General features: G+C 68.5%; 23 protein-coding genes and 1 tRNA gene. 11 read left to right on the top strand and 13 right to left on the bottom strand.

Annotated features, from left to right (window positions below; genetic code table 11):
- Window positions 1-11 precede the first annotated feature (11 nt).
- The gene (gene ettA, locus ACZ7CF_RS38405) at window positions 12-1,688 is read right to left on the bottom strand and encodes an energy-dependent translational throttle protein EttA (RefSeq protein ID WP_360401898.1); all 1,677 of its coding nucleotides are present in this window, start codon (window positions 1,686-1,688) and stop codon (window positions 12-14) included.
- A 262-nt stretch (window positions 1,689-1,950) separates the two neighbouring features.
- A complete protein-coding gene (locus tag ACZ7CF_RS38400) occupies window positions 1,951-2,358 on the bottom strand; it encodes a single-stranded DNA-binding protein (RefSeq protein WP_470372138.1) in 408 nt (135 codons plus the stop codon).
- A gap of 253 nt (window positions 2,359-2,611) precedes the next feature.
- Here ACZ7CF_RS38400 and ACZ7CF_RS38395 point away from each other — a divergent pair, with 253 nt between their 5' ends.
- From ACZ7CF_RS38395 to ACZ7CF_RS38385, 3 genes are read left to right on the top strand one after another with little or no spacing between them, the layout of a single operon-like run.
- Window positions 2,612-3,220, top strand: a complete 609-nt coding sequence (locus tag ACZ7CF_RS38395; protein ID WP_360401892.1) for a TetR/AcrR family transcriptional regulator — start codon at window positions 2,612-2,614, stop codon at window positions 3,218-3,220.
- Window positions 3,213-4,136: an ATP-binding cassette domain-containing protein gene (locus ACZ7CF_RS38390; protein WP_470372137.1), complete on the top strand. Its 924-nt coding sequence runs from the start codon at window positions 3,213-3,215 to the stop codon at window positions 4,134-4,136. The genes ACZ7CF_RS38395 and ACZ7CF_RS38390 overlap by 8 nt, the downstream gene beginning before the upstream one ends.
- Window positions 4,137-4,145: 9 nt before the next feature.
- Entirely contained in the window at window positions 4,146-4,943 is a 798-nt protein-coding gene (locus ACZ7CF_RS38385) for an ABC transporter permease (protein WP_458433972.1), read from the top strand.
- On the opposite strand, the gene ACZ7CF_RS38380 is transcribed toward ACZ7CF_RS38385, so the two are convergent.
- Window positions 4,940-6,871 carry a bifunctional copper resistance protein CopD/cytochrome c oxidase assembly protein gene (locus ACZ7CF_RS38380; RefSeq protein WP_470372136.1) on the bottom strand — a complete coding sequence of 644 codons (1,932 nt, stop codon included), beginning with the start codon at window positions 6,869-6,871 and terminating at the stop codon, window positions 4,940-4,942. The genes ACZ7CF_RS38385 and ACZ7CF_RS38380 overlap by 4 nt on opposite strands.
- 36 nt (window positions 6,872-6,907) lie before the next feature.
- Here ACZ7CF_RS38380 and ACZ7CF_RS38375 point away from each other — a divergent pair, with 36 nt between their 5' ends.
- The gene (locus ACZ7CF_RS38375; protein ID WP_470372135.1) at window positions 6,908-7,432 is read left to right on the top strand and encodes a hypothetical protein; all 525 of its coding nucleotides are present in this window, start codon (window positions 6,908-6,910) and stop codon (window positions 7,430-7,432) included.
- Here the strand turns inward: ACZ7CF_RS38375 and ACZ7CF_RS38370 are convergent.
- Complete coding sequence (locus ACZ7CF_RS38370) at window positions 7,407-8,570, bottom strand: MFS transporter (RefSeq protein WP_470372134.1); 1,164 nt, start codon at window positions 8,568-8,570, stop codon at window positions 7,407-7,409. The genes ACZ7CF_RS38375 and ACZ7CF_RS38370 overlap by 26 nt on opposite strands.
- A gap of 73 nt (window positions 8,571-8,643) precedes the next feature.
- On the opposite strand from ACZ7CF_RS38370, the gene ACZ7CF_RS38365 reads away from it, so the two are divergent.
- Together ACZ7CF_RS38365 and ACZ7CF_RS38360 are read left to right on the top strand one after the other, a co-directional pair.
- Window positions 8,644-9,723 (top strand): LacI family DNA-binding transcriptional regulator, encoded by a 1,080-nt coding sequence (locus ACZ7CF_RS38365; protein WP_470372133.1) that lies wholly within the window; start codon window positions 8,644-8,646, stop codon window positions 9,721-9,723.
- A 130-nt stretch (window positions 9,724-9,853) separates the two neighbouring features.
- A tRNA-Arg gene (locus ACZ7CF_RS38360) sits at window positions 9,854-9,926 on the top strand.
- A gap of 57 nt (window positions 9,927-9,983) precedes the next feature.
- On the opposite strand, the gene ACZ7CF_RS38355 is transcribed toward ACZ7CF_RS38360, so the two are convergent.
- Genes ACZ7CF_RS38355 through ACZ7CF_RS38335 form a run of 5 tightly spaced genes read right to left on the bottom strand, consistent with a single transcriptional unit; the run spans window position 9,984 to window position 17,302 of the window.
- Complete coding sequence (locus ACZ7CF_RS38355; protein ID WP_470372132.1) at window positions 9,984-10,772, bottom strand: DUF6339 family protein; 789 nt, start codon at window positions 10,770-10,772, stop codon at window positions 9,984-9,986.
- Window positions 10,772-11,668: a hypothetical protein gene (locus tag ACZ7CF_RS38350; protein WP_470372131.1), complete on the bottom strand. Its 897-nt coding sequence runs from the start codon at window positions 11,666-11,668 to the stop codon at window positions 10,772-10,774. The genes ACZ7CF_RS38355 and ACZ7CF_RS38350 overlap by 1 nt, the downstream gene beginning before the upstream one ends.
- On the bottom strand, window positions 11,665-13,728 hold the full coding sequence (locus ACZ7CF_RS38345) for a hypothetical protein (protein ID WP_470372130.1): 2,064 nt from the start codon (window positions 13,726-13,728) through the stop codon (window positions 11,665-11,667). The genes ACZ7CF_RS38350 and ACZ7CF_RS38345 overlap by 4 nt, the downstream gene beginning before the upstream one ends.
- Window positions 13,725-14,726: a PD-(D/E)XK motif protein gene (locus ACZ7CF_RS38340; RefSeq protein WP_458433998.1), complete on the bottom strand. Its 1,002-nt coding sequence runs from the start codon at window positions 14,724-14,726 to the stop codon at window positions 13,725-13,727. Before ACZ7CF_RS38340 ends, ACZ7CF_RS38345 begins: the two co-directional genes overlap by 4 nt.
- Entirely contained in the window at window positions 14,726-17,302 is a 2,577-nt protein-coding gene (locus ACZ7CF_RS38335; RefSeq protein WP_470372129.1) for a Z1 domain-containing protein, read from the bottom strand. Before ACZ7CF_RS38335 ends, ACZ7CF_RS38340 begins: the two co-directional genes overlap by 1 nt.
- A gap of 516 nt (window positions 17,303-17,818) precedes the next feature.
- Here ACZ7CF_RS38335 and ACZ7CF_RS38330 point away from each other — a divergent pair.
- The gene (locus tag ACZ7CF_RS38330; RefSeq protein WP_470372128.1) at window positions 17,819-18,538 is read left to right on the top strand and encodes a MerR family transcriptional regulator; all 720 of its coding nucleotides are present in this window, start codon (window positions 17,819-17,821) and stop codon (window positions 18,536-18,538) included.
- 38 nt (window positions 18,539-18,576) lie between these two features.
- Here ACZ7CF_RS38330 and ACZ7CF_RS38325 read toward each other — a convergent pair whose 3' ends face one another.
- On the bottom strand, window positions 18,577-20,076 hold the full coding sequence (locus ACZ7CF_RS38325) for an alpha/beta hydrolase (RefSeq protein ID WP_470372127.1): 1,500 nt from the start codon (window positions 20,074-20,076) through the stop codon (window positions 18,577-18,579).
- 87 nt (window positions 20,077-20,163) lie between these two features.
- On the opposite strand from ACZ7CF_RS38325, the gene ACZ7CF_RS38320 reads away from it, so the two are divergent.
- Window positions 20,164-20,547, top strand: coding sequence for a hypothetical protein (locus ACZ7CF_RS38320; RefSeq protein WP_470372126.1), 384 nt, complete (start codon window positions 20,164-20,166; stop codon window positions 20,545-20,547).
- On the opposite strand, the gene ACZ7CF_RS38315 is transcribed toward ACZ7CF_RS38320, so the two are convergent.
- Window positions 20,523-21,329 (bottom strand): NAD(P)H-binding protein, encoded by an 807-nt coding sequence (locus tag ACZ7CF_RS38315; protein WP_470372125.1) that lies wholly within the window; start codon window positions 21,327-21,329, stop codon window positions 20,523-20,525. The genes ACZ7CF_RS38320 and ACZ7CF_RS38315 overlap by 25 nt on opposite strands.
- 90 nt (window positions 21,330-21,419) lie before the next feature.
- On the opposite strand from ACZ7CF_RS38315, the gene ACZ7CF_RS38310 reads away from it, so the two are divergent.
- Complete coding sequence (locus ACZ7CF_RS38310) at window positions 21,420-22,214, top strand: AraC family transcriptional regulator (protein WP_470372124.1); 795 nt, start codon at window positions 21,420-21,422, stop codon at window positions 22,212-22,214.
- 23 nt (window positions 22,215-22,237) lie between these two features.
- On the opposite strand, the gene ACZ7CF_RS38305 is transcribed toward ACZ7CF_RS38310, so the two are convergent.
- Entirely contained in the window at window positions 22,238-23,035 is a 798-nt protein-coding gene (locus ACZ7CF_RS38305; protein ID WP_470372123.1) for a DUF3152 domain-containing protein, read from the bottom strand.
- Between the two features lie 79 nt (window positions 23,036-23,114).
- Between ACZ7CF_RS38305 and ACZ7CF_RS38300 the strand changes: the two genes are divergently transcribed.
- A complete protein-coding gene (locus ACZ7CF_RS38300; RefSeq protein ID WP_360400832.1) occupies window positions 23,115-23,780 on the top strand; it encodes a response regulator transcription factor in 666 nt (221 codons plus the stop codon).
- Window positions 23,777-25,486 carry a sensor histidine kinase gene (locus ACZ7CF_RS38295; protein ID WP_470372122.1) on the top strand — a complete coding sequence of 570 codons (1,710 nt, stop codon included), beginning with the start codon at window positions 23,777-23,779 and terminating at the stop codon, window positions 25,484-25,486. Before ACZ7CF_RS38300 ends, ACZ7CF_RS38295 begins: the two co-directional genes overlap by 4 nt.
- On the opposite strand, the gene ACZ7CF_RS38290 is transcribed toward ACZ7CF_RS38295, so the two are convergent.
- Window positions 25,470-26,276, bottom strand: coding sequence for an NAD(P)/FAD-dependent oxidoreductase (locus tag ACZ7CF_RS38290; RefSeq protein WP_470372121.1), 807 nt, complete (start codon window positions 26,274-26,276; stop codon window positions 25,470-25,472). The two genes, ACZ7CF_RS38295 and ACZ7CF_RS38290, sit on opposite strands and share 17 nt — an antisense overlap.
- Between the last annotated feature and the right edge of the window lie 47 nt (window positions 26,277-26,323).

Genomic DNA, 26,323 nt, shown 5'->3' with positions numbered 1-26,323 from the left:
CCGTTGCCCTCTCAGTCCCGTGTCAACTTGCGGTAGGTGACGCGGTGCGGCCTCGCGGCGTCGGCACCCAGGCGCTCGAGCTTGTTCTTCTCGTACCCCTCGAAGTTGCCCTCGAACCAGTACCACTTCGACGGGTCCTCGTCTGTGCCCTCCCACGCGAGGATGTGCGTGGCGACGCGGTCGAGGAACCACCGGTCGTGGGAGATGACCACGGCGCAGCCGGGGAACTGCTCAAGCGCGTTCTCCAGCGAGCCCAGGGTCTCGACGTCCAGGTCGTTCGTCGGCTCGTCCAGCAGGATCAGGTTGCCGCCGAGCTTGAGCGTGAGCGCGAGGTTCAGGCGGTTGCGCTCACCGCCGGACAGCACACCCGCGGGCTTCTGCTGGTCAGGACCCTTGAAGCCGAAGGCGCTGACGTACGCGCGGGACGGCATCTCGACGTTGCCGACGTGGATGTAGTCGAGCCCACCGGACACGACCTCCCACACGTTCTTCTTCGGGTCGATGCCGCCGCGGTTCTGGTCGACGTAGGACAGCAGGACCGTCTCGCCGACCTTCACGGTGCCGGCGTCCGGCTCCTCGAGACCGACGATGGTCTTGAACAGCGTCGTCTTGCCGACGCCGTTCGGACCGATGACGCCGACGATGCCGTTGCGCGGCAACGTGAACGACAGGTCGTTGATCAGGACCCGGTCGCCGAAGCCCTTCTTCAGCTTGTCGACCTCGACCACGACGCTGCCCAGACGCGGGCCCGGCGGGATCTGGATCTCCTCGAAGTCGAGCTTGCGGGTCTTCTCCGCCTCGGCCGCCATCTCCTCGTAGCGGTCGAGACGCGCCTTGGACTTGGCCTGGCGGGCCTTGGCGCCGGAGCGCACCCACTCCAGCTCGTCCTTGAGGCGCTTCTGCAGCTTCTGGTCCTTCTTGCCCTGGACCGCGAGCCGCTCGGCCTTCTTCTCCAGGTAGGTGGAGTAGTTGCCCTCGTACGGGTGGGTCCGGCCGCGGTCGATCTCGAGGATCCACTCGGCCAGGTTGTCCAGGAAGTACCGGTCGTGGGTCACGGCGAGCACGGCGCCGGCGTACTGCGCGAGGTGCTGCTCCAGCCACAGGACGCTCTCCGCGTCCAGGTGGTTGGTGGGCTCGTCGAGCAGCAGCAGGTCGGGCTTGCTCAGCAGCAGCTTGCACAGCGCGACGCGGCGGCGCTCACCACCGGAGAGCTTGGTGACGTCGGCGTCCGGGGGCGGGCAGCGCAGGGCGTCCATCGCCTGCTCCAGCTGGGAGTCGAGGTCCCACGCGTCGGCGTGGTCGAGCTCCTCCTGGAGCTTGCCCATCTCCTCCATCAGCTCGTCGGAGTAGTCGGTCGCCATCAGCTCGGCGATCTCGTTGAAGCGGTCGAGCTTCACCTTGATCTCGCCCAGGCCCTCCTGGACGTTGCCGAGGACGGTCTTCTCCTCGTTGAGCGGCGGCTCCTGCTGGAGGATGCCCACGGTGTAGCCGGGCGACAGGTACGCCTCGCCGTTGTTGGGCGTGTCCAACCCCGCCATGATCTTGAGCACGCTCGACTTGCCGGCGCCGTTGGGACCGACCACACCGATCTTCGCGCCGGGGTAGAACATGATCGTGACGTCATCGAGGATGACCTTGTCACCGTGCGCCTTGCGCACCTTTTTCATGGTGTAGATGAACTCGGCCATGGCGGCGATCGTAGAGCGGTGCCCGGAGGCCGTTGACCTCGGTCGCCGACAAGCAGGTGTCCAGGTCCGGATCGAGCGGCACGCGAGACGGTGACCAGCTCATTCCATTCGAACGTGAACGACCCTCGGCGATCGGTCCTCGTCGGCCCGGTCTACGAGCTTCCCTCCTTCTCGGATCGCAGTGCGTACATCATCTCCGGCGGTGCCGCCGGATCGTGCGGGTTCCCGAACTCCGGTACGAGTTGCCCCGATCGGCGCAAGATCAGAACGGTGCGGTCGCCACGGCCGGGTTCCCCGCGAGATCTTCGCTCACTCGCGGTTCTACGACGGTGGCGGCGCCCAGGGACTGGACCCGGCTGAGGTCGAGCCCGATGGTGCTCGCGTCCACGTTCAGCACGGTCTTCTTCTGGTCGTCCTTCTCGTAGACACGTGTCCGGAGCCGGCCCTGGACCACCACGGGATCGCCCTTGCCGACCGCGGTGCGCACGGTGTCGGCGAGCTTGCGCCAGCACGTGACACCGAGCGTCAGGGTCTCGCCGTCCTCCCAGTCGCCGATCGCGGTGTTGTACCGGCGCTCGGTCGAGGCGATGCGGAAGAAGGCGTTGCTCCTGCCGTCCTCGCCGACGCGGTGGCTGATGTCGCCGACCACGGTGCCAACAACGGTGATCACGGTGGAATTCCAGGCCATGGGACTCGCCTCCAGGTCGAGGGGTTGCGGGTCCAGGTTGCTCCGGTGGCGGGGCGGGGTGGTGGCGTGGACGGGGATCTGTGGACTACTCGCGGGTTGTGGACAGGTCGGGATCTTGAACCGCCTCGGACCGGGGAACTGTCGGTCCCGTGTGCTAGTACGTCACTCGACCCGCGCGAGTGAGTGAGTGCCCACTCATTGACATGAGTGAGTACTCACTCATACAGTGGCAGACGTGCCAGAGGAACCACGCCGCCGCCGTGCCCCCGCAATGAGCCCGGAAGACCGCCGCGAAGCGATCGTCCAGGCGACGCTGCCGCTCGTCGTCAAGGCCGGCGCGAACGTCACCACCAGCCAGATCGCCGCCGCGGCCGGGATCGCGGAGGGCACGGTGTTCCGCGTCTTCAGGGACAAGGCGGAGCTGCTGGACGCGTGCGTCCAGCGCGCGTTGCACTCCGACGAGGAGGTCGCCCGGCTCGCGGCGATCCCGGCGGACGCACCGCTGGAGGAACGCCTGACCGCGGGGGTCGCCACGTTCAGCGGCTACCTGGACCGCATGTGGGGCCTCATCGGCACGTTGCGCGAGACGGGTTACCGACCGCACGACGAAGACCACAAGAAGCACAAGGGACCGCCCATCGGCATGCAGCAGCTGTCGGACGCGGTCGCGGAGCTCTTCGGCGACGCGGATCTGCGCGTCAGCCCCGACCTCGCCGGGCGGATGCTGCTCGGCGCCGTCTTCACCAACCGCATGGGCGCGGGCTTCGGCGAGACAGAAGCCGAACCCGCCGCCATCGTCGAGCTCTTCCTGCACGGCGCGCTCAAAGGGGGAACAGATGAGTGAGCTCATGATCGAGGCCCACGAGGTCAGCAAGAAGTTCGGTGACGTGACCGCGCTCGACGGCGTGAGCGTCACCGCCAGGAAGGGCACCGTGCTGGGCCTGCTCGGCCACAACGGCGCCGGCAAGACCACGCTGGTCAACATCCTCACGACCATGCTGCCGCCCACCGGTGGCGACGCGCGGGTCGCCGGCTTCGACGTCGTCAAGCAGGGCCACGAGGTGCGCAGCCGGATCGGCCTCACCGGCCAGTTCGCCGCCGTCGACGAACAGCTGAGCGGCCACGACAACCTCGTGCTGATCGCACGCCTGCTCGGTGCCAGCGGACGGCAGGCCCACCAGCGCGCGGACGAGCTGCTGGAGCAGTTCGACCTCACCGACGCAGCCAGGCGCAACGCCAAGACCTACTCCGGCGGCATGCGGCGCCGCCTCGACCTGGCCGCGTCGCTGGTCGGCCGCCCCGAGGTGCTGTTCCTGGACGAGCCGACCACCGGTCTCGACCCGGCCAGCCGCCTCGCGATGTGGGAGATCGTCGAGAAGCTCGTGGCGGACGGCACGACCGTGCTGCTCACGACGCAGTACCTGGACGAGGCCGACCGGCTCGCCCACTCGATCACCGTGCTGGCCCACGGCAAGGTCGTCGCGTCCGGCACGTCCGCGGAGCTCAAGGCCCAGGTCGGCCAGCGCACGGTGACCGTGACGCTCGACTCGGCGTCCGATGTGGACACCGCAGTGCGGGCGATCACCTCGGTCGGCCTCCACCCGGTCGCAGAAGGCCTCACGCTCACCACTCCCGTCAGCGCCTCACGCGACCTTGCGACGGTCGTGCGCGCGTTGGACGACAACGGCTTGGAGGCACACGAGATCGGCCTCAAAGAGCCCACTTTGGACGACGTCTACCTCACGCTCGCCGCGAACTAGGGGGAAATCATGGCGACATTGACCTGGCACGGCAGCAGCTACCCGACACAGGTTCTCGTGCTGACCGGCCGTTCGCTGCGCGCACTGCTGCGCACGCCCGCGCTGGTGTTCTTCAGCATCCTGCAGCCGTTGATCATGCTGACGCTGTTCAGCCAGATCTTCAGCAGCATCACCTCGACGGCGAACTTCCCGCCGGGCATGAGCTACATCAACTTCCTGCTGCCCGCGATCCTCGTGAACACCGCGATGCAGTCCTCTCTCGCGTCCGGCATCGGGCTCGTGCAGGACATGTCGAACGGTGTGCTCGCACGGTTCCGTTCGCTGCCCATCAGGCCCAGCACGGTTCTGTTGGCACGCAACCTCTCCGACGCCGTGCGGACCGCGTTCCAGCTCGTGCTGATGATCGCGTTCGGCGTGCTGGTGTTCGGGTTCCGGCCCGACGGCGGTGTGCTCGGCACGCTCGCGGCGCTGGGACTCGCGCTGGTCGTGGGGTGGGCGCTGAGCTGGGTGTTCATCGCGATCGCGGCGTGGGTGCGCAAGGCCGAGCTGATGCAGACCGTCGGCTTCCTCGCGATGTTCCCGCTGATGTTCGCGTCCAGCGCGTTCGTGCCGATCAACGGCCTGCCGGGCTGGTTGCAGGCGGTCGCCAAGGTCAACCCGCTGACCTACGCGGTCGACGCCGCCCGCAGCCTCGCACTCGCCCACCCCGTCACGGGCGTGGCCGGCGCACTGGTCACGAGCGGCGTGATCGCCGCCATCGGAGCGTTCTTCGCGGTCCGCGGCTTCCGCAGGCCGTTGTCGCTCTAGTCCTTCCCGGACATCTTCCGCAGCATCGCGTTGTAGGCCTCGAGGTCGGCGTCGCCATCGGCGTCGGCCTTGCGGTCCAACCGCTTCGCGTCCCGGCCGTCCTGCCGGGCCCACTGCGTGAGCAGGGCCACCATCACCACCAGCAACGGCAGCTCCCCCGCCGCCCACGCGATGCCGCCGCCGAGCCGCTGGTCCTCCAGCAGGTCCTGCACCCACGGCAGCGCCAGCCCGCGGTAGAACTGCTCGCCGATGACGTTCTGCGAGCTCATCAGCACGACGCCGAAGAACGCGTGGAACGGGATCGACGCGAACAACAGGCCCAGCCGTCCCAGCGGCGGCAGCTTGTTCGGTGACGGGTCCACGCCGATCACGGGCCAGTAGAAGACGTAGCCGGCGAGGATGAAGTGGGCGTTCATGGCGAGGTGCGCCCAGTGGAACGGCAGCGCGGCCTCGAACAGCCCCGAGAAGTACAGCGCGTAGAACGAGCCGACGAACAACGCCAGCGCTACGAACGGGTTCGTGAGCAGACGTGCGACCGGCGAGTGCACGAACGCCAGGACCCACTCCCGCGGCCCCGGCACCTCCTTGCTCACCGGCAGGGCGCGCAACGCGAGCGTCACCGGGCCGCCCAGGACGAACAGGATCGGCGTGAGCATGGACAGCACCATGTGCGCTTCCATGTGCACGCTGAACATCGCGGGCGAATAGCGGCCCATGCCCGACGACGTCGCGAACAGCAGCGAGAAGCACCCGCACAGCCACGCGGCGGTGCGCCCGACCGGCCACTTGTCACCGCGCTTGGTGAGCCGGCGCACACCCAGCACGTAGAGCACGGCGAGGATGACCGCGACCGTGCCGAAGATGAGGTCGAACCGCCAGTCGAACAAGATCCGCGCCAGGGTCGGCGGCCCGTCGAGCTCGTAGCCGATGGCGATCTCGGTGCGGCTGGGCAACGCGACGCTGCCGGTGGGCGGAGGTGTCCTGGCGAGCGCGACGGCGAGCCCGATCGTGAACATCATCAGCAGGACCTCGACGCCCGCGAGCTTCAGCAGCGCCGAGGGCCGGCCGTCGACCACGCCCTTCACGCCGCGTTCGCGCTGGAAGTACCCGAACACGCCGAGCACCACCAGGCAGGCGATCTTGCCGAGCGTCAGCCAGCCGTAGGTGGAGGTCACGAGGTCGCCGGGCGTGATCCTGACCAGCGCGTTCACCACGCCGGAGACGGCCAGGACGATCCAGCAGACCAGCGCCAGCTTCGAGAAGCGGGACGCGGCCAGCGGCAGGTGCGCACCGCCACGGCGCCCGTGTGCGAGCAATGCGATCAAACCGCCCACCCACAGCACCACGGCGACGAGGTGCCACAACAGGCTGTTGGTGGCCATGTCGTGCGAACCACCCGACGACGAGTGGCCGGTGACCGCGACCGGCACCAGCGCGAAGATCGCCACGAACAGCAGGACCGCGGTCCAGCCCCACGACAGCACCAGCCGGCAGCCGAGCGCGAGCAGCGCCACGATGATCGCCGTCAGCGCCCACGCCTTCGACTGCTCCAGCAACATCGACGTGTCGATCATCTGGGTGACCGTGAACGACGACACCGGCCGGTCGATGGCCGAGGCAGTGGTGAACGGCACAGACAGCACCGCGCCGACCAACCAGACCAGGGACGCCCATCCGGCCGTGCGCAACGCCGCGTACCCGTCGGCCGCGAGGTTCCCGGACTGCTGCGGTGGCACGAGGAACGCCGCCAGCAGCAACGAGCCGATGGTCACGACCGCACCCACCTCGGTGAGGACGCGCACGACGAGCAGACCGGCCGGCGGGTTGGGCGAGAGCGCGCTCAGCGCGACGGCGACGAGCGCCGCCACCGCGAAGCCGATGACGACGAGTGGGATCAGACCTGTTCTGGTCGAGCGCTCGATAGCCACGGCCTGGAGCCTACGCACCCTCTAGTGTTGCCCTGTGTGAGCCGTTCTCCCCTCCTGCTGGTGGTCGCGTTCGTCCTGGCCGGCTGCTCGTACAGCATCCAGGGCGATCCCGTGGCCGCACCGTTGCCGCCCGGCCCCGCCGTGGCGACACCGCGCAAGACGGCGAACGTCGACCCGTGCACGCTCATCGGCGACGACGACCTGAAGTTGATCGGCACGCCCAAGTACAAGCCGAGCCCGCAGAACGACAAGATCCCCCACTCGTGCCTGTTCGTCCTGAACGAGGACGCCCAGGTGATGGTGGCGGTGCCGTACCGGTCGTTCGACGAGTCGAAGAGCCGGCAGACGAAGGGCTCCGAGGTCCAGACGCTCAAGCACGCCACGTGGCTGTCCTGCGGCCAGGAGGGCGAGAACATGGTGTGCACGGCCACGATCGCGGTGTCGCGCAACGAGTCGTTGCTGGTCGCGATCAGCAAGAAGGCCTCGACCGGCACGCAGGCGACGAAGCTGCTGGAGCCGGTCGCCCAGACCGCCCTCAAACGCCTGCCGGCTGCCTCGTAGCCCATTTCGCGAGCCAGGTCGCGGGGATGATGAGCGCGGTGACCAGCGCCACGAACCCGAGCGACAGCACGAGCGAGCTCACGTGCGCGAGCCCGCCCACGATCGGCGGCCCGGCGAGGAACCCGGTGTAGGCGATCGTGGTCACCAGCCCCAGCTCGCGTTCCCCGCCACTGCCGTCCGCGCGCTTGCCCGCCTCGCCCGCCAGGTCCATGACCACCGGGAACGAGAACGCGAGCCCCAGCCCGGCCAGCCCGAACCCGGCGTAACCCGCGGCCGGGACCGGCACGAGGACGGTGAGCGCCAGCCCCGTCGCGGCCAGCCCGCCACCCGCGGCCAGCAGGCGGTGCGGCCCGAGCTTCCGCTGCACCGGCTCGCCGAACCACCGTGCGAGCGCCATCGTGACCGAGAAGCCCGCATAGGCGTACGCCGCCGCCGCGTCACCCATGCCCCGCTCACGCACCATGAACAACGCCGACCAGTCCGCTGTCGCCCCTTCCGCGATGGCACTGCACAACGCCACGGCCGCCAACAACCACAACACAGGGCTCTTGAGGACGCTGGCACGTTCGGTGGCCTCTTGCCTATGCCGCTCCCCCACTCCTCCAGGAATGCTCTTCGCCACAATCGCCGTGACGATCAGGCCGATGAGCGCCGCACCCAGGAAGTGCCTCATGGGCGTCCACTGCGCCTGAGCGGCGGCAGCACTGCCCAACGACCCGATGAGGCCGCCGACGCTGAAGCCGGCGTGGAACTGCGGCATCAACGGCCGCCGCAGGTCGCGGACGACCGTGACGGCGGCGATGTTCATCGACACGTCCATCGCGGCGACGCTCGCGCCCAACGCGACCAGGCTCAGCCCCATCTGCAACGGCGACTGCGACAGCGCCAGCACCGGCAGAAGGAGCGGACAGAGGAGGGTGCTCGCTATCAGCACCCCTCGCGACCCGTAGACCGCACAGATCCGAGCCGCCACCGGCGCGGTGAACGCCAGCCCGGCACTCGCACCGAGCAACGCGAGCCCGAGAACACCCTCGGCGGCACCGACCTGGCCGGCGAGCGCGGGCACGCGAGAGGCCCAGGTGCCGAAGACGGCGCCGTTCAGCAGGAAGACGACGAACGTGACGAGCCGTGGGGACATGTCCCCCAGCATGACTGAAGCGCTTCAGAGCCGCCAACTCCCTTCTCGCGCCTCCTCGCCTACGATGCTGTCCGTGGACTCCGACCGCCGCCGCAGGCCGACGCTGGACACCGTCGCCGCCGCGGTCGGGGTATCGCGGGCAACGGTGTCGAACGCGTACAACCGACCCGACCAACTCTCGTCGTCGTTGCGCGAACGCATCCTCGAGACGGCGCGCTCTCTGGGCTATGCGGGCCCAGACCCCGTTGCACGCTCACTGGCCACACGGTCGTCAGCCGCCGTGGGCTTCATGCTGCCGCAGGGCCTCCGCGGGGCGTTCACGGATCCGGCGCTGTCCATCGTGCTCGACGGCCTCGCACAGACCGTGGACGGCCACGACCACAGCCTCGTCCTCATGCCCGGCGACACCACAGGCGGACCACGCCCCTCGATCGTGACGCGCGCGCAAGCGGACGTGATGGTCGCCTACTCACTCCCCGACTCCGCGCCGGCACTGGACGCCGTGGCCGCCCGCGGCCTGCCGCTCGTGGTGATCGACCAGCCCGAGCTGCCCGACTCCGCACGCGTCGAGGTCCAGGACCACCGGGGCACCTCGCTCGCGGCGGAACACCTGCTGTCCCTGGGCCACACCCGCTTCGGCGTGCTGATGTTCGCGCTTCACCCGGACGGCGCATCCGGCCCGGTCTCCGCTGACCGCCGATCGGCCGTGCCGTTCCGCGTGAGCCGCGACCGCCTGGCCGGCTACCTGGACACTTTGGCAAAAGCCGGGGTGCAACCGGACAATGTTCCGGTGTGGGAGGCGCGCGGCAGTGATCGCGAGCTCGGACGTCTCGGCGCGCGGTGGCTGCTCACCCGCACGCCCCGGCCGAGCGCTTTGCTGTGCGCGTCGGACCAACTGGCGTTCGGCGCACTCCGGGCCGCCCGCGACCTAGGCCTTTCGGTCCCCTCCGACGTGTCGATCGCAGGCTTCGACGACGTCCCCGAGGCGGCCTACAGCGACCCACCGCTGACCACGGTGCGTCAACCCCTGGCCGACAAGGGCCGCCGAGCCGGCGAACTTGCCCTGGAACTACTGGCCGGCAGCAGACCGCCCCGGCCGACGAGACTCGACGTTTCCCTCGTGGAGAGAGCCTCAACGGCCCCCGGAACGTGATCCGCGTCACGTTTACCCCGTTTCCGCCACCCGTTTGGCCGTAGGGCGGAAACGGACGATCGACTCCGGACGATGTGTCCGGTGGGGGCAGCGGGCGACCACGCATCGTGGCCGCTCCCGCACCCCTCCAGCCTCTGTAGCTCAGTGGAGAGAGCGAGGGACTTCTAATCCCGAGGTCGCAGGTTCGAATCCTGCCAGGGGCGCTGGTTGTGACAGTTCGTCGGTGGGGTCGGCCTCAATAGAGGTCGACCCCACCGACGTCAACGGCTGGCGGTAGCCACGACGTCGCCTGGCTTCTCGCGCAGCGCGAGAACGCTGTCATGAGCGGCGCGGACCAACTCGGCGTCCAAGTCGTCGCTCTCCATGGCCTCGAAGCTGACGAACGAGGCGAGGCGGAGGAGTCTCTTCAGGAAGTCCCGGAGCAGCTCTCGTTCGTTCAAGCCGGCTCGGTCCAGGTCACCCCACACCCGGAGGATGGCCTTGACCAGGTACGGACTCCCACCCAACGCCTTGCGACGCGTATAGATCTGGTCGAAGGCGGCCTCGCCCAGGACCGCCAGCGCGGAGTAGGGGTTGGAATCGCTCGGGTCGTGAACGAGTTGCGCACGCCACCACAGGCGGCCGAACACATGACGAGTGATGTCCGAGGCCAACACCCGGTCACCGGTCGGGGAAGGGCCATACCGCCAGTAGGCGACGTCCGGCAGCAGGACCAGGGCGAGGAAGGCCCAGACGTCCCCGGACGCGGCTTCCGCCGGCACCATTCCCATCTCGGTGTGCAGCAACGCTGCCAGCGCCAGGTCGAAGTCGGCACTCGCTGACCTGCTCGTTTCGCTCGGAAAACCTGCATCCGTCGCCAGCGCGACCACCTTCGTGCGGAGCCGCGCCAAGTCGGCGGCGGTGACCCGATCACCTCCAGTCGCCACGAACACAGCAGAGGTGTGCATGGTGTCGCTGCGTGTCGTGAGCTCCGCCGGCGTCAGACCGCGGTACTCCGCGTACAGGTTTTTGGCCTGCCAGGGCAGCAGACGTGGATAAAGGCGGCTCATCAGACGTCCTCGAAGATGCTCGCTGCGGCCTGGACCTCGGTGGCGAACAGGTTCGGCGACTGGTCTCGGCGTTGGCGCAGGTGTTGAACGGAGACATTCGGGAAGAGGTTGTTCAGCAGACTCTGCAGAGTGGCGCCCAGGCTGTCTTCCGCGTAGTCGTTCTCCAGGCCGAAGTCAGGATCTGCCAGCGCGTGCTCGACCATCGTCCTGGCGATGTCGGCGTACGCGGCCGACAGGTACACCTTGTCGATGGCTCGTGGAGACGCCGCGTTCTGGAAGGCGGTCACGACTGGCTTCTTCTTTTCGTTGATGAGCAGCAGCAGGGCTCCCATCGTGGCCGTGTTGAGGTCCCCGCTCAGCTGCACGTGCCAGGCAGACTCGGCGGGCAGGTGAGTGGCTGAGAAGTCGACCACCGCGATGGGGAACTGCGGAGCGTCGCCCTGCAGCCGAAGCGACCGCCTGTGCGTCCACAGAACCGAGCCCCCGCGACGAGGAGCGGCAACGGCGTTGCTCGTCCGATGCCCCGCGAGGACCAACTGGGTGTCGAGCGTCAGCAAGCCGCCCAGTTGCGTACCGGGCAGTTCGATGTCGAGCTCCACCGTCTGGGCGCCGACACCGGACAAGGGGACTCGCTTGGCGGTACCGCGCAGACCCGACCCAGTCGCGGTCCAGACGACCACGAGCGACAACTTCGCATCAGGTGTGAGCCCGGTGGCCGCGTGGACGGAGTCGAGGTCGACGTGGACCTCGTTCCTCAGGAAGAGGTTCATCTGGTAGTCCCAGTCCGGCAGGGCGTCGGGCAGCTCGAACGCGTGACCGTCGATGACAAGGGTCCACTGCTGCGCTTTGACCGCCTCCTCGCCCGGCGTGCGATAAGGAAGTGCCCTACGACTCACCTCGCGACCTCCGCTCGCCTGACCGCAACGCTGATCTCCGTCACCGTGTCAGGAGCAGGGACGACCAGCAGCCGCCAAGTACCTGGGCCTCCTGACACCACGAGGGTGCTGGAGCGGTTGAGCGCCCCTTCCTCGCTCTGCCAGCCGAAGAACTGCGGCCGAGCCGCGTTGACGGGTGGGTCCGTCTCCCGCACACCGTTGCCCGGCAGCAGGATCGACAGCTGAGGAGAGACCTGCTGTGAGCCAGGAACAGGAAGGCGGAACTCCTGTACGAGGACGACCTGCCCGTCTTGGGTGTCGTAGTAAGGCTCGTCGACGTACTGCACCTTCGGGCGAGGTGCCGGTGGCGCTGCGGGAAGTGTGCCTGCGAACGACCAGGCAGACCGTTCGTCCTGCGTTGTCCGTGCACCGCTGTACGGCTCATGCGGGTCGACCGAGGTAGCCGGCTGCCGGCTGCTCTCCCAGTCGGACGCCTCACCTGTGGTATCCGAATGCTGTTGTGCAGGGTGGGCGTTCGCGCTGTCCTGGTGATCGCTGGGCCTCGCGTGACCGTACTCATCATCGTGGTCGTGCACGTCCCAGCTGTCGTCCACCGGAGTTGTCGGAGGCTTCCTGGGCTTGCCGAACTGGACGCCGCCCCCGACTCCCCACGAGCCGGTGACGAGGCTGGAGAACGCCCTGCTCGCAGCCCCCAAGGGCACCTCGACCCCGGACGACCTGACCTTGTCGTTGATCTCGACGAACGCTTCCAGCTTCTCCTTCAGACGCGTGTAGGTGACGCGTACGAAGGTCTTCTCGTGACCTTCCAAGAACTGCCAGGTCCAAGCGTCATGAGTGGGTGGTTCGGAAGCGGCGAACGTCGCGTCCATGTTCTCGTCCGCACGGAACACGCCGGCGTAGGACAGGTACTCGGCAGGCGGCTTGGGGCCTTTGTAGTACGTCACGACGAGTTCAGCCGTGCGCATCAGACAAACGTGGTGAACGGTCTTCTCGACTCCCATGACGCTGGCGGCCGCGGTCGGCTCGAATGGCAACGCGAGCTGCTTCTCCAGCCCCAGGCGACCGAGTACGCGTCTCGGATTGTACGACTCGAGCACATGGCCTTTGTCCGTTGAGCGCATGTTGTCGTGAGCCTCGACGAACAGTCGGATGGGATATGTGTCCCTGGGATCCGGTACGGCCACTTCAGAACCTTGATGCCAGACGGAGAACGTCATCGGCTGCCGACCATCGGCCGCAGGCAGCATCTTCGGCCAGAGATTCCACAGGATCGTGTCGGCCAGGTAGTTCGCGGCGTCCGGCGAAGCCAGGTCGCCGAGATCAGGATCGATCACCACGATGCTCGTCCCGGTCTCGTCCGGCCCGAACGCACGCAAACCGAGCCTGTGCGCCATCGCTTCCGCGGCCGATCCGACCAGCGGTTCCACGACCTCTCCAGCGTTGTCGCCCCACCAGTGACGACCGGTGTAGCGCGTCGCGTGGGCGCCGGCTCCCTTGACGAAGCTCTGCCACATGGCACATCCGATGAGGCGGGTCTCGAAACCACCCTTCACCCGGCAGCGGGTGTGCACCAGAACCGAGCCGGACTTCGCGATGAGGTAGAAGATGCCTTTGCCGAAGCCGTAGGTACCACCGCCCAGCGCGGTGTCCCGGGGTTCCCCGATGTTGCGCACGAACGAGACGAAGTCGTGGTTCTGCGTGACGGCGTTGTCCGCACGCGTCGGCCCTCCCAAACCACTCGTGCCCCGGTCCGAAATGGTCAGGATGTCGATGGTCCCCGCGGACAACGCGGCTCTGAGCGGGAGGTGTTCGGTCTGAGGCGCTTCACGCAGGAGCTCTTCACGCCAGACCGGGGCGTAGGCGGCGCCGACGGTCTGGAAGTCGATCCGGTAGTCGACGGTGTTGCCGGGAAGTCGAGCGTCCCAGCTGTTCTGGGCCGACTCACGCACCAGCACGGTCAACAGGTCGAGCTCCGGCCGACCGAGCTGGTTGCGGATCCCCTCGGCCGCGCTCGCTCCCTCTGGCGGGAAGGGCTGGGAGTACCACACGGGGTTGTTCATCGGTTCTCCCGAAGGATCTCGGCAAGGCGATCGTCGACCTGCGACTTGTCCATCGGCTGCGTCGCGATGGTGTCCAGGTCGACTGTGTAGTGGACGTCCCTGATGGAGTCCGGAACGAGGTCAGGACGGATTCTGGGGAAGGATTCGGTGACCTCGTACCACCGCTCCTCCTGGGTGACGTACCGAACGTCGCGGTAGAGATCTGCGTCCACAGGTCGGTAACCGACCAGGGCGAGCTTGTTGAAGAACCCGCTCTCGTCGTCGGCGAGTCGCCGTGTCTGTTCCAGCAGCTCCAACAACCCCACCCCCTGGTCCTGCGCTCGGGAGAGCCGGAACCACACCAGGTGGAGGTCCCCGCCCACCGGCGCTTCGAGCTGCGCCGCGCCGTGTACCCGGAACCTCCTCTCCTCCTGGGCCAACGAAGACTTGACCTCAATCGCATGAGCACCGACGACGACGTCGTGCCTGCCGCCTCCAGGCCCGAGCCACCAGTCGGTGGCCGTCGGCCACGACTCCAGAAGGCGTCGCAGGACCAGGAGCTCGCCGAACAACCCCGCCAACTGCTCAGGACCCAGTTCTACGGATGACTTCTGGAACAGGGCTCGCCACCGGTCGAGGACTGTGTACAAAGCCTTCAACGGTCGCTTCGGTGTCGCTTCGACCGCTTGGAGCACGTCTGCGCACAGGCCGGTGAACACGTCGTTGAGGTCGGTACGCGCACAAGCCAGGTCCGCATAGCGGACATAGGAGTCCTGATCTTCCAGAGGACGTTCGCGCAGTCGCAACGCGGAACCATCTCCCCTGGTCCGCACGTGCTGACTCGCAGACAGCGGTACGAGCAGGTGACGGCGGCCTTCGTGGTCCACCGCGACGTCGAGTGGGCCGTTGACCGAAGTGGTCGGGAGCGTTGTCGTGCGAAGCCTGTTGGGAGCGGATGCCACCTGCTGCTCGAGTTCGAGCCAGCGCTGGTCGAGCAGCTCCCGGAACGAAGCGGCCATCACACGTCCACTTCGTCCAGTGCCGTGATGTCCTCTTCTTCGATCACGACCTTCGAGAGGTCCGCGCTCACGTACGTCCACCTGACCGTGGTGTCCTCGCCCTGTGGCTCGGGGAACACCAGACCGACGCCGATGGCGTCCTCTTCAAGACCGAGGGGTTCGCGGTTCTGTTCGCTCTTCTTGCTGGGCGTGGAGTCCTTGTCGATCGGGTAGAGCACGAGGAGCCCCGTAGCAGGGAGCTGGTCACGACGAAGCTTCTTGATGTCTCGCTCCTCCAATCCGCTCTGCCCGGTCACCTGCAGGTCGACGGCCGCGTCTCTGCGGCTCATCAGGGTCTTGATGTCGACGAAACCGTCGACAACGGGTCCTTCCAACCGCGCACGCGTCACCTTGCCGACGCGTACGTCCGGAGCGAACTCGAAGTCTTCGACGCCGGTCCGCCCGGCCGGGTTGCCCACGATCGCCACGTTCCACCTGCGCAACGCGGAGGCCGCCTTCACACGCTTGTTGATGTACGACGCGATGAGTCCGGCGTCGCACTCCTGGGACTTCTCGTGGAACTCGTAGGTGTCGAGGAAGTTCAAGATCCGCTCGTAGGAGACGTCGCGGAACAGGACCCGGCCGGGCAGCAGGCCCTTCGAGTCGTTGACGGCGCCGTCCGCGATGGCGTCCGCGACCAGCTTCTTCGCCGCCAGTTGGTTGTTGCGCAACCATTCCGGGTCGGTCTTGAAGTATCGGGTCTGAATTCGGTGCCCGCCGTACGCACAGGCCGCTGACACAGCGTCCTTCATCTTGGCCGCGGCCGTGACCCTCAGCTTCGGATGGGTCCTGAGACGTACCGCGAACTGCATCGGCGTCTTGTCCTCGACCATGTAGACGTCGATGTCACGCCGCATCTCGTTCTCCACCGTCGCCAGGTGGCGGAACCAGTCACGGAGCTCATCGGTCATCCAGATCCGCGGCAGGTCCGCGTACCCGTCGCGGTAACCGAACCAGCGCCCCATCTGCAGCAGGGTGTCGTAGGCCGACACAGCGCGCACGAAGTAGCTCACCGCGAGGCCTTCGAGCGTCAGGCCACGGGACAGGGTGTTCCCACCGACGGCGATGGCGGTCACCGCGCCGCCTTCGTAGTCGAGCCGATCCTTGCTGCTGGAGTTGTCCATCACGATCTTGCAGGACCTGATGGACTCGGCCAACCGCGACCGGAGCTCGTTGAACTCGACGGTGCGCTCGCCGAAGAGCTCGGCGTTGACCCTGCTCGTCTCCTTCTCCCAGATGCTCTGGAACTCGTCGAGCAGCGCTTGGTCACCCGCTTCGACCGCGCGAAGACACTTGTCCCTCATCGCCCTCAGCGGCGGGCCGAAGCTGTTGTGCACCGAGGTGTTGACGCTGGTGTGGATCAGCATCGTGCAGTGGGCCTTACCGGTGCCGCGCACCCGTCGCGCAGCGGTGGTCAGCCAGAAGTAGAGGACCGCGTCGCGAAGGCTTCCAGCGATCTTGGGCATGAAGCCGTCGACGTCGTTCTTGGAAACAGGCCGAACGTTCTCGATCTCCGCGGCAGGCACTTCGCGGATCATGTCGTGGCCGTCGAAGACGTCCTCCGGGTCCTCACCGTCCAGGGCGTCCCGTCCGAACAGCACCTCCGTGCCGAAGTGGCCCTTCGGCTGCGGGAGGTTCACGATGAAGTCCCTCGGATACAGGTCTTTCGGCATCGAGGGGTCGATCAGCAGGTTCGCGAACGGCGTCGCCGTGTAGCCGACGTACGCCGACTTGGGCAGCCGCTCGAGGATCTGGCAGATCAAAGGGTTGATCGTCCCGGTTGCGACCGTCGCCTGATCGGCCTCGTCATCGATGATCAGAGCGGGGCAGTCGCGCAGGTGCTCCGCCGCCGAACCGAGCCATTCGTTGAACTTCTCCAGTACCGTCCGGTTCTTCTTGATGACGCAGAGGACGTGCTGCTTGTTCCCCGTGGCGAAGTACCCGGCGGCATTTGCGGGAGGGTTGAAGTCCTTGTCCGGATCGGTGAGCGGCATCCAGCCGGACCGGTTGGGGTCGACCAGCTGCTGTTCCAGCCGCAGTTGGGTCTGCCTGCGCAGACCGTTGTGGATACCGGCCAGCACGATGAACAGCTTGTACCCGCGATCAGCCGCTTTGGCCATGACCGCCGTGAAGTTCGTGGTTTTGCCGGACTGCACGTACCCGACCACCAGACCGCGGGTGGAGAACGCTTTTTCCTTCGGGTGCCTGAGCATCGAAACGACCTTGGTCGACGCGGCGTCGAGATTCTCGATGGACTCGTCGGACCAGCCGTCTTTGCTGAGCAGACCGGTGATGGCGGGCCAGCACTTGTCCTTGGGGCGAGGGCCGGTGTACCAGGTGAAGCGGTTGCCGAGGACGACCGACTTCGGCTCCTCGCGCTCCTTGATCTTGATGGTCTCCTGTTCGTGGTACTCACTGACCTGCTGCAACAGCTCCTGGTCAGCGCCGAGGATCGTCATCTTCTTGATCGCCTCGTCCGGCGTACCGGACTCGAGCAGATCCAAGAAGACTTCGTACACCTGCTCGAACCTGGACACCACGGATCCTCCACCAGTGCGGGCAGCTCGCGTTTTCGACGGCACTTTTCAGCGAATTCGCTCAGGCCGCACATCTACCAAGTAACCCTAACGATCGCACAAGACGACGCATTCGTTACTCGAATCGCCTCCATCCAAACCGATCCACCTCGGATGGAGTACACGCGCACGCCGTCGGGATCGGATGCCACGCCAGCGGACGGGTCAGAACCAGCGGCAGCGGCCGGCTAACATGTGAACACAGGTTCGATCAGTAGGTCGAGCCGGTTCGACCCGCAGCGCGGAGACGGAGTTCGATGTCTGATCGGTCCGGATCCGGCGCTGAGGCATCATCACTCAAGGTGGTCGACCTGTTCACGGGGCGCGACGACCTGGCACAGGGATTCGCGAGCCGGGCGTGCGTCGCAACCACGAAACACGAAGAGGAGACCGATCGGGTAGCGGCGCTCGGTCGAATCCGGCGCTACCCGATCGACGGGCGTAGAAAGGCTTGAAGCCGTCGAGAAGGGGCAGGGCGTGGGGTGGAGCACCCGGCAGTTGGCGGAGCTGGCCGGCACGACGTTGCGCACCATCCGGCACTACCACGAGGTGGGGTTGCTGGCGGAGCCGGAGCGCAGGGCCAACGGGTACAAGAGTTACGGGGTGGCGCACCTGGTGCGGGTGTTGCGCGTCAAGCGGTTGACCGGGCTTGGGTTGTCGTTGGCGCGGATCGCTGAGCTCGGGGAGGCGGATGAGCACCCCGAGGAGGCGTTGCGGGTGCTCGATGCGGAGTTGGCCAGCACGATCGAGCGGTTGCAGCGGGTGCGGGTGGAGTTGGGGGTGATCCTGCGGCAGGCGTCGCCCACCGAGTTGCCGCCGGCAGTGGCGAAGGTGGTGGCGGAGGCGGACCTGTCCGCGGCGGACCGGGCGTTTTCCGTGGTGTTGGCGCAGGTGTTGGCGCCGGAGACGTTCGCACGGTATGCGGAGTCGGTGCGGGAGCACGGGCGGTGGCCGGTGGAGGTCGAGTTCGACGAGCTGGCCGAGGACGCGGATGAAGGGACTCGGCAGCGGCTTGCGGAGGCGATGCTGGAGTTGCCGATCGTGCGGGAGATGAAGGTGATGTTCCCCGGTGGGATCTACGCCGACGCGCCGCGTGGGGCGAAGTACGCCAGTGAGGCTGCGGGGCGGGCGTTGGTGGACCTGTACAACTCGGCGCAGCTCGACGTGCTGGTGCGGATGGGGCGGAGCCGGGAGTGAGCTCGGCACCGTCCACACCGGACGGTGCCGAGCGGGTGCTAGGCGAACGGGGCCTGGTCGACGGCGCAGGTGCGCTGGGTCGGCAGGACGCCGGTGAACAGGTACTCGCGCTTGGCCTTCTCCGCGCACGTGCTGCGGACGTACATCGAGGTGTGGCCGGAGCCCTCGACGGTCAGGAAGCCGGTGCGGGCCATCTCGGCGGCGCCGTCCTGTGCGCCGTGCAGCGGGGTGGCCGGGTCGAACCTGCTGTTGACGAACAGGATCGGCGCGGAGGTCCAGCGGTTCCACGGGCCGGTGTAGCGGTCGGTGTCACGGCCCTGCCAGAACGCGCACGGCATCATGTCGTACACGATCGGGCGGCCCCAGTACGGGACGCGCTCGTCCTCGCTCTTGCCGTACCTGGTGTACGCGGCGGTGTCGCGCGGGAAGTTGCTGTCGGAGCACTGGACCGCGTTGAACGCTTCGGTGCGGTTGGAGATGTAGTCCGGTGCCGCGGCGGCGGTGCGGGTGAGCGCGGGTTGCGTCTCCCACACGGTCTGCAGGATCTGGGCGGTGGACTGCCAGGTGTCGGGCTGGGACATCGCGTCCCACACCGTGCCGATCAGCGCGGCGCGGTCGAACGTGCCGTCGGGTGTGGTGATCGGTGTCGCGGTCACCTTGGTGACGAGGTCCGCCCACTTCTTCTTCAGGTCACCGCCGGCGAAAGCGCACTTCGTGGCTGCTGCCGCGCACTGGGTCAGGAACTGGTCGAACGTCTCGGCGGTGCCGCGCGGCACGTCTTGGCGGGTGTCCAGCGGCACGGTCCTGCCCTGGTTGCCGTGGCCGGTGGCGTTGCCGATGAAGTCGAGTGAGCCGTCGAACACGAGCGCGCGCACCTTGTCCGGGAACAGGTTCGCGTAGATCGCGCCGAGGTGCGTGCCGTAGGAGATGCCGTGGTAGGTCAGCTTCTTGTCACCGACGGCCTTGCGCAGCAGGTCGAGGTCGCGGGCGGTGTTCGCCGACGAGACGTGGTCGAGCAGGTCGCCCGACCTGTCCTCGCAGCGCTGGGCGAACTCCTGGTGTTTGGCGTGGAACGCGGGCTCGTCCGCGGCCGTGACCGGGTAGAGCGGGATGGAGTTCAGGAACGCCTGCTGGTCCTCGACGGAGTCGAAGCAGCGCACGGTCGCGCTCCTGCCGATGCCGCGCGGGTCCCACGACACGACGTCGAAGCGGGAGCGCAGCTCGGACGAGAACAGCCACTCCCACCTGGCGCGGGCGCGCAGCCGATCGACGCCGGACGAGCCGGGGCCGCCGAAGTTCACGAACAGCGAGCCGATCCGCTTGCCCGGGTCGGTCGCGGGCAGGCGGATCAGCGCGAGGTCGATCTTCGTGCCACGCGGCTGGTCGTGGTCGAGCGGTACCTCGGCGGTGGCGCACTGGAACCCGTCCTGGCAGTCCTGCCAGGACAGCGCCGGGGTCTGGGCCCCGGACCCGGCCTGGGCGGTCGCCGCCGGTGCCAGACCGACCAGCAGCGCCGCCGCCATCAACAGTGGTTTCACGAGATCAACTCCCCAGTTGGTTCCGATCATGACGACGCCGGTGACAGTCAACCGGTTGCCTCGCGATTCCGCGCGTTACCGTGACGCGTGGACAAGACGCGGGTGGGCATCGGTGTGGTGGTCGCGGTGCTCGTCGTGCAGACCCTGGCCAGTCTGGTGTGGAGCGCTGACACGACGCTGACGGGCATCGCGCTCGCGTTCAACGCGGTGGCGGCGGTGTCGACCGGGTTGCTCGTGCACCGGGGAGGGCGGGCGGCCTGGGCGGTGGTCGGCTGGTGCGCGGGGTTCTTCGGGTGGCACGTGCTGGGGCTCGGTGCGCTCGCCGGCTGGTGGACGACCGGGCTGGAGGCCGCGTTCCTGGTCGCGGGGCAGTACCGGCTCTCGGTCGTCTACCAGGCCCTGCTGACGGCGGCCGCGGGGTTCGCGGTGCACCTGCTGCTGCCGCGTCAGCCCCAGGTGTCGGCCACGTAGGTGTCGAAGTCGGTGGCCGGGCGGCCGAGCAGCCGTGCGATGTCGTCGGCCGGGGTCGCGAGCAGGCCCTTGCGCATCCCCTCGAACATGCCGTTCAGCTCCGCGGCTTCCTCCTCGGAGACGCCGTACGAGAGCAACGCGTCCCGGTACTCCTCCGGTGTCAGCCGGACGAGCTCGATGGTGCGCCCGGTCCGCGCGCCGATCTTGGCGACCGCGTCGGCGAACGTCACCCCGGCGGGCCCGCTCAGGTCGTAGGTCTGCCCGGCGTGGTCCTCGGTGAACGCCTTGACCGCCACGTCGGCGATGTCCCGCACGTCCACGAACGGTTCCGGGGTGTCGTCCACCGGCAGCGACAACCGGCCGGCGCGGACCTCCGGTTCCCAGATCTCCTCGGAGAAGTTCTGGGTGAAGTTGTTGGCGCGCAGCACGGTCCAGTCCAGCCCGGAGGCGCGCACGGCGTCCTCGGCCGCGTGCATGCCCGCGAACACGTGGCGCGGGGTCCGGTCGAGGCCGCGACCGGAGAGCAGCACCAGGCGGCGGACGCCCTGCTCTTCGGCCAGTTCGACGAACGGTGCCGCGTCGGCCGGGTCGTGCGGTGCGATCAGGTACGCGCCGGTCACACCGGTGAGGGTGGGCCGCCAGGTGGAGCGGTCGGTCCAGTCGAAGCGGACCGCGCTGGAACGGGACGCGGGGCGGACGGTCGCGCCGGCGCCGCGGAGGGCGTCGGCCACGCGGCGGCCGGTCTTGCCGGTGGCGCCCAGAACCAAGATCTCCTGTGTCATGGCGTCCAGCCAACCGGGACCGGCGCGATCGGCCCATGTCCGAGAGTTCATCGATGATGTTCGATCGTTCGAGCCACTATCGTGGGTGTCATGGACCCGTTCGAGGAGTTGCTGCGCGGGGTGCGCGCGGACGGCGGTGACCTGCGCCGGTCGGAGGTCATCGGCACCGTCGAGTGCGACCGCCTCGCCGTGTACGCGCTGGTGTCCGGCTGGGTGGAGGTCGCGGGCGAGACCGCGCGGGCGGGCGACGTCCTGGTCGCGCGCGGACCGTTCACGCTGACCGGGCGGGCCGAGGTGGTGACCGGGACCTACGACCTCACCGGTGCCGTCGCGAGCAGGCTCGCCGCGGTGCTGCCCGAGGTGCTGGTGTCCCGCGGCACGGAGGGGTGCGCGGAGTTCTACGGCACGCTCGACGAGGAGTCGGGCGTGGTGGCGGACCGGTTGCTGGACTGGATCATGGTGTGCGGCCTGCGGACCTGGTTCGACAGCGAGCACCGCACCGGCTGGTTCGGCGCGCTGGCCGACGACGTGGCCGGTCCGGCGTTGCGGGCGATGCACGCGGACCCGGCACGGCCGTGGACGCTCGCACTGCTGGCCAGGGAGGCGAAGGTGTCGCGCACGACGCTGGCCGGCCGGTTCGCGAAGCTGGTCGGCACGCCGCCGCTGACGTACCTGACCGAGTGGCGGATGGCGCTGGCGGCCGACCTGCTGACGGACTCGACGGCCACGGTCGCCGCGGTGGCCAAGCGGGTCGGGTACGCGGACGCGTTCGGGTTCAGCGCCGCGTTCAAGCGCGTGCACAGAGTCAGCCCGAGCGAGTACCGCGCGGGGGCGCGTGTGCTGTCAGGCGACCGGGAACACGCGCGCGAACTGGTGGTCCACTAGCTCGGCCGTCGTGGCGACCAAGGTCACGGATGCGGCCACGGGTTCGGCGCGCAGGTCTTGCCGTCCCGCGGGATGACCGCGCCCTGCGGCACGCCACCGGTGATGCGCACGATCTCGTCGTTGGAGACGCTGAAGGTCTGCTGCATCATCACCGGCGCCGGTCCGCCCTCGGCCGCGCAGGGCCGGTGGGGCTGGCCGAACGCGTGGCCCACCTCGTGGTTGACCACGTAGCGCCGGTACCCGGTGAGGTCGCCGAGGTAGGCGACGGCACCGCGGGTCCAGCGGGCGGCGCTGAGGTGGACGAGACCGCCGTCGCGGCACGACACGTCGACCGGGATCTCGAACCCGCACACCGCGCGGGCCGTCTGCTGCGAGGTCAGGCGAATGCGCACGAAGGCGGCCCCGGAGACGCGCTGCACCCGGCGGGCGCCGGTCGCGGTCCAGCCGCGCGGGTCGGCCAGGGTGGCGTCGACGAACGCGGCGAAGGCCTGTTCATCCACCGGGATGCCGTCTTCGACCTCGACGGCGTAGGTGTGCACCGGGCCGCCGGTGCCGACGACGTGGCCCTCGGCGGGGACGACGTGGAACGTGCCGGCGCCCGCGACCGGGAAGTCAGGGCCGTCGGGCAGGTCGGAGCTGGACGCGTAGACGCGCGCCACCGGCGGCGCCGCAGGTGCCGCGGACGACGTCGTCGAGGTGGCGGTTGTCGAGGTGGTGGTCGTCGGCGCCGCGGCCGGGGACGTCTCCGCGACCGGCTGGGTCGTCGTGAGCAGCACCGCCGCCACCGCGCACGCCCCCAGCGACACGTACAGCCTCTTCATGGCGACCACGCTCGCCGTAACTGATGAAGAACCTGTTTGCGACCCGCTTGACTGTCGTGAAGGACTGCATACTGCCCACGTGTGCGCCCACATCCTCGTCGCCGAGGACAACGTCCACCAGGCCGAGCTGGTGCGCCGCTACCTGGAGCACGACGGGCATTCCGTGGTCGTCGTGCACGACGGGCGGGCGGCGATCGACGAGACCCGGCGGCGCAACCCCGACCTGCTGGTGCTGGACGTGATGATGCCGCTGGTGGACGGCATCGACGTGGTGCGCGTGGTCCGCGCGGAGTCCGACGTGCCGATCGTGCTGCTGACCGCCCGCTCCACCGAGGACGACGTGCTGCTCGGGTTCGACCTCGGCGCCGACGACTACATCACCAAGCCGTTCCGGCCGCGGCAGATGGTGGCGCGGGTCCGCACGATCCTGCGGCGTGCCGGCCGGGCGCGTGAGACGAACGCGGCGGTGCTCAGGGTGGGTGACCTGGTGGTCGACCCGGTCCGGCACGAGGTGCACCTCGGCGACGACCCGGTGGCGCTGACCCCGGCGGAGTTCCGGTTGCTGGCGAAGATGGCCGCGCAGCCGCAGCGGGTGTTCACGCGCGAACAGCTGCTGGAGGACGGGTTCATCACCGCGCGAACCGTGGACGTGCACATGATGAAGCTGCGCCGCAAGATCGAGAAGGACCCGCGGCGACCCGAACGGCTCCTCACCGTCTACGGCATCGGCTACAAGCTCGCATGAACAGCCTCCTGGTCCGGTTCTTCCTGTTCTCCCTGGTGATCGCGGCTTGCTCGATCGCCGTCACGGCCTGGCTCGCGAGCCAGGCGACGACCGGCACGATCCGGCAGGAGCAGGGCGAGGCCTTCGAGACCGACGCGCGGATCATCGACGAGCTGGTGGCGTACGCGGCGGCGCACCGCGACTGGAGCGCGGCGAAGTCCGAAGTGGACCGCATCGCACGCGAGCACGACCGGCGCATCGCCCTGACCGACAACAGCGGCAAGAAGTTGGTGGACACCGGGAACGAGAGCTCGCCAAAGCTGCCCATCACCCCGAAGGCGATCATCGACCCGTTGAACGTCAACGGGCGCATCGACCCGCGGGCGGTGGGACCGTTCAAGCTCACCGACGAGGAGTACCGGACGCTGCACGCCCACGCCGACCGGCTGGGCCAGTGCAACTCCTCCATCAGGACCGTGGACGCGCCCAACGGCCGGCCGCGGCTGGCGGGCGACGAACCCGGCCGGCTCTCGATCTGGGACGACTGCGAGGCCGGGGAACGGCTCTACACCCTCACGGTGACGGAGAAGGCGGCGTACGGGGAGTTGCAGCGGTTGTTCGCCGAGTGCCTGGAGGAGGAGTTCCCCGGCGGGCGGGTCATGGCCAAGTCGCCGGGTCCCGCGGCGCTGGACTGGGAGATCACGACCGTCCGCGACTCGCCGCCCGAGGACGTGGCGTGCATGGACCGCGCGCGGCGCGAGCAGCTGCGGCCGCACGTCGCCGAGCAGGCGCAGCTGTTCCTCACGCCGGTGACCGGCGACGAGCCGATGACGATCGACCTGTCCACCACCGGCACGACCCGGATCACGCTGGTGGCGCTGGGAATCCTCGCGCTCGCCGGGTTCGCGTCGTGGCTCACCGCGGCGCAGCTGGTGCGGCCGATCCGGGCGCTCACCGCGGCCACGAAGCGCACCGCCGAAGGGGATCGGACGGCGCGGGTCGACGGCGGCAGCGGCGAGATCGGCGAGCTGGCGCGGTCGTTCAACGCGATGTCGGAGAAGCTGGCCGAGACCGAACGGCAGCGGCAGGCGCTGGTCAGCGACGTCGCGCATGAGCTGCGCACGCCGCTGGGCACCATCACCGGCTGGCTGGAGGCCACCCAGGACGGGCTGGCCGAGCCGGACCCGCACCTGGTCGGCATGCTGCTGGAGGAGTCGCTGCTGCTGCAACGGCTCGTGGACGACCTGCACGACCTGGCGCAGGCCGACGCGGGCACGCTGCGGCTGCACCCCGAGCCGATCGCGCTCGACGACGTCGTGGACCAGGTCGTGAACGCGCAGCAGAACCGGTCGGTCCTGCTGCGCGCGGAGACCACGCCGGTGCACGCCACCGCAGACCCGGTGCGGCTGCGGCAGGCGCTGGGCAACCTCGTCGCGAACGCCGTGCGCTACACGCCCGCCGGCGGCGAGGTCGTCGTGAAGTTGTTCGAGGACAACGGCAACGCGGTCGTCGAGGTCACCGACACCGGCACCGGGATCGCGGCGGAGGACCTGCCGCACGTGTTCGACCGGTTCTGGCGCGCGGACAAGTCGCGCAGCCGCAGCACGGGCGGCAGCGGGCTCGGGCTCGCGATCACCCGGCACCTGGTGGAGGCGCACGGCGGCACGGTGGCGGTGACGAGCGCCCCTGGCGAGGGGTCGACGTTCCGGATCAGCCTGCCGGTGTGAGCAGGTCCATGTTGATCATCCCGGCGGCCTGGGCGCCCTGCGCGGCGGCGACGACCACGATGGCGGTGGGGTCGGCGACGTTGCCCGCCGCGTAGACACCGGGGACGCTGGTGCGGCCGAACCGGTCGGTGCGCACGAACGGACCGGCGATGGTGTCCTCGGTCTCGGCCCCCAGGGCGAGCAGGTGCTCGTCGCGCGGCTTGACCGGCGCGGAGTACACGAGCGCGTCGGCCGGGTGGCGTTCGCCGTTCGAGATCACCGCGACCAGCCGGTCGTCGACCACCTCGACGCCGTCGACCGACTCGACGTGCGTGACGTCGGCGGACCACTGCCGCACGAGCGCCACCTTCTTCTCCTCGCCGAACACGACAAGCCGCTGGTCGCGCACCTCGTAGCCGTGGCAGTACGGGCAGCCGAAGACGTCACGGCCCCAGCGCTCGCGCAGGTTTTCCGGCACCTCGTCGACCAGCCCGGTCGCGAACAGCACGGCGCGCGCTCCGACGGTGCGCTCAGCCAGCCGGACGGCGAACCCGTCGTCCCGTTTCGCCACGGACCGCACCTCGTCCCGCACGATCTCGCCGCCGTAGCCCTCGACCTCGGCACGGCCGTGCTTGAGCAGCTCCAACGGTGAGAAGCCGTCTCGGGAGAGGTAGTTGTGCATGTGCGTGGCGGGCTGGTTGCGCGGTTCACCGCTGTCGACCACCAGGACGCTGCGGCGCGCCCTGGTCAGCATCAGGGCGGCGCTCAGGCCGGCCGCTCCCCCGCCGATGATCACCACTTCGTAGTCCATGGGACCGAGGATGTGGTCGACAGCCCGAAAACGGCAACGTATGTTGC

It is taken from the genome of Lentzea sp. NPDC036955, from assembly GCF_055608005.1.
Note: the sequence above shows the minus strand (reverse complement) of the source record. Positions and strands in the feature narration are given on the sequence as shown.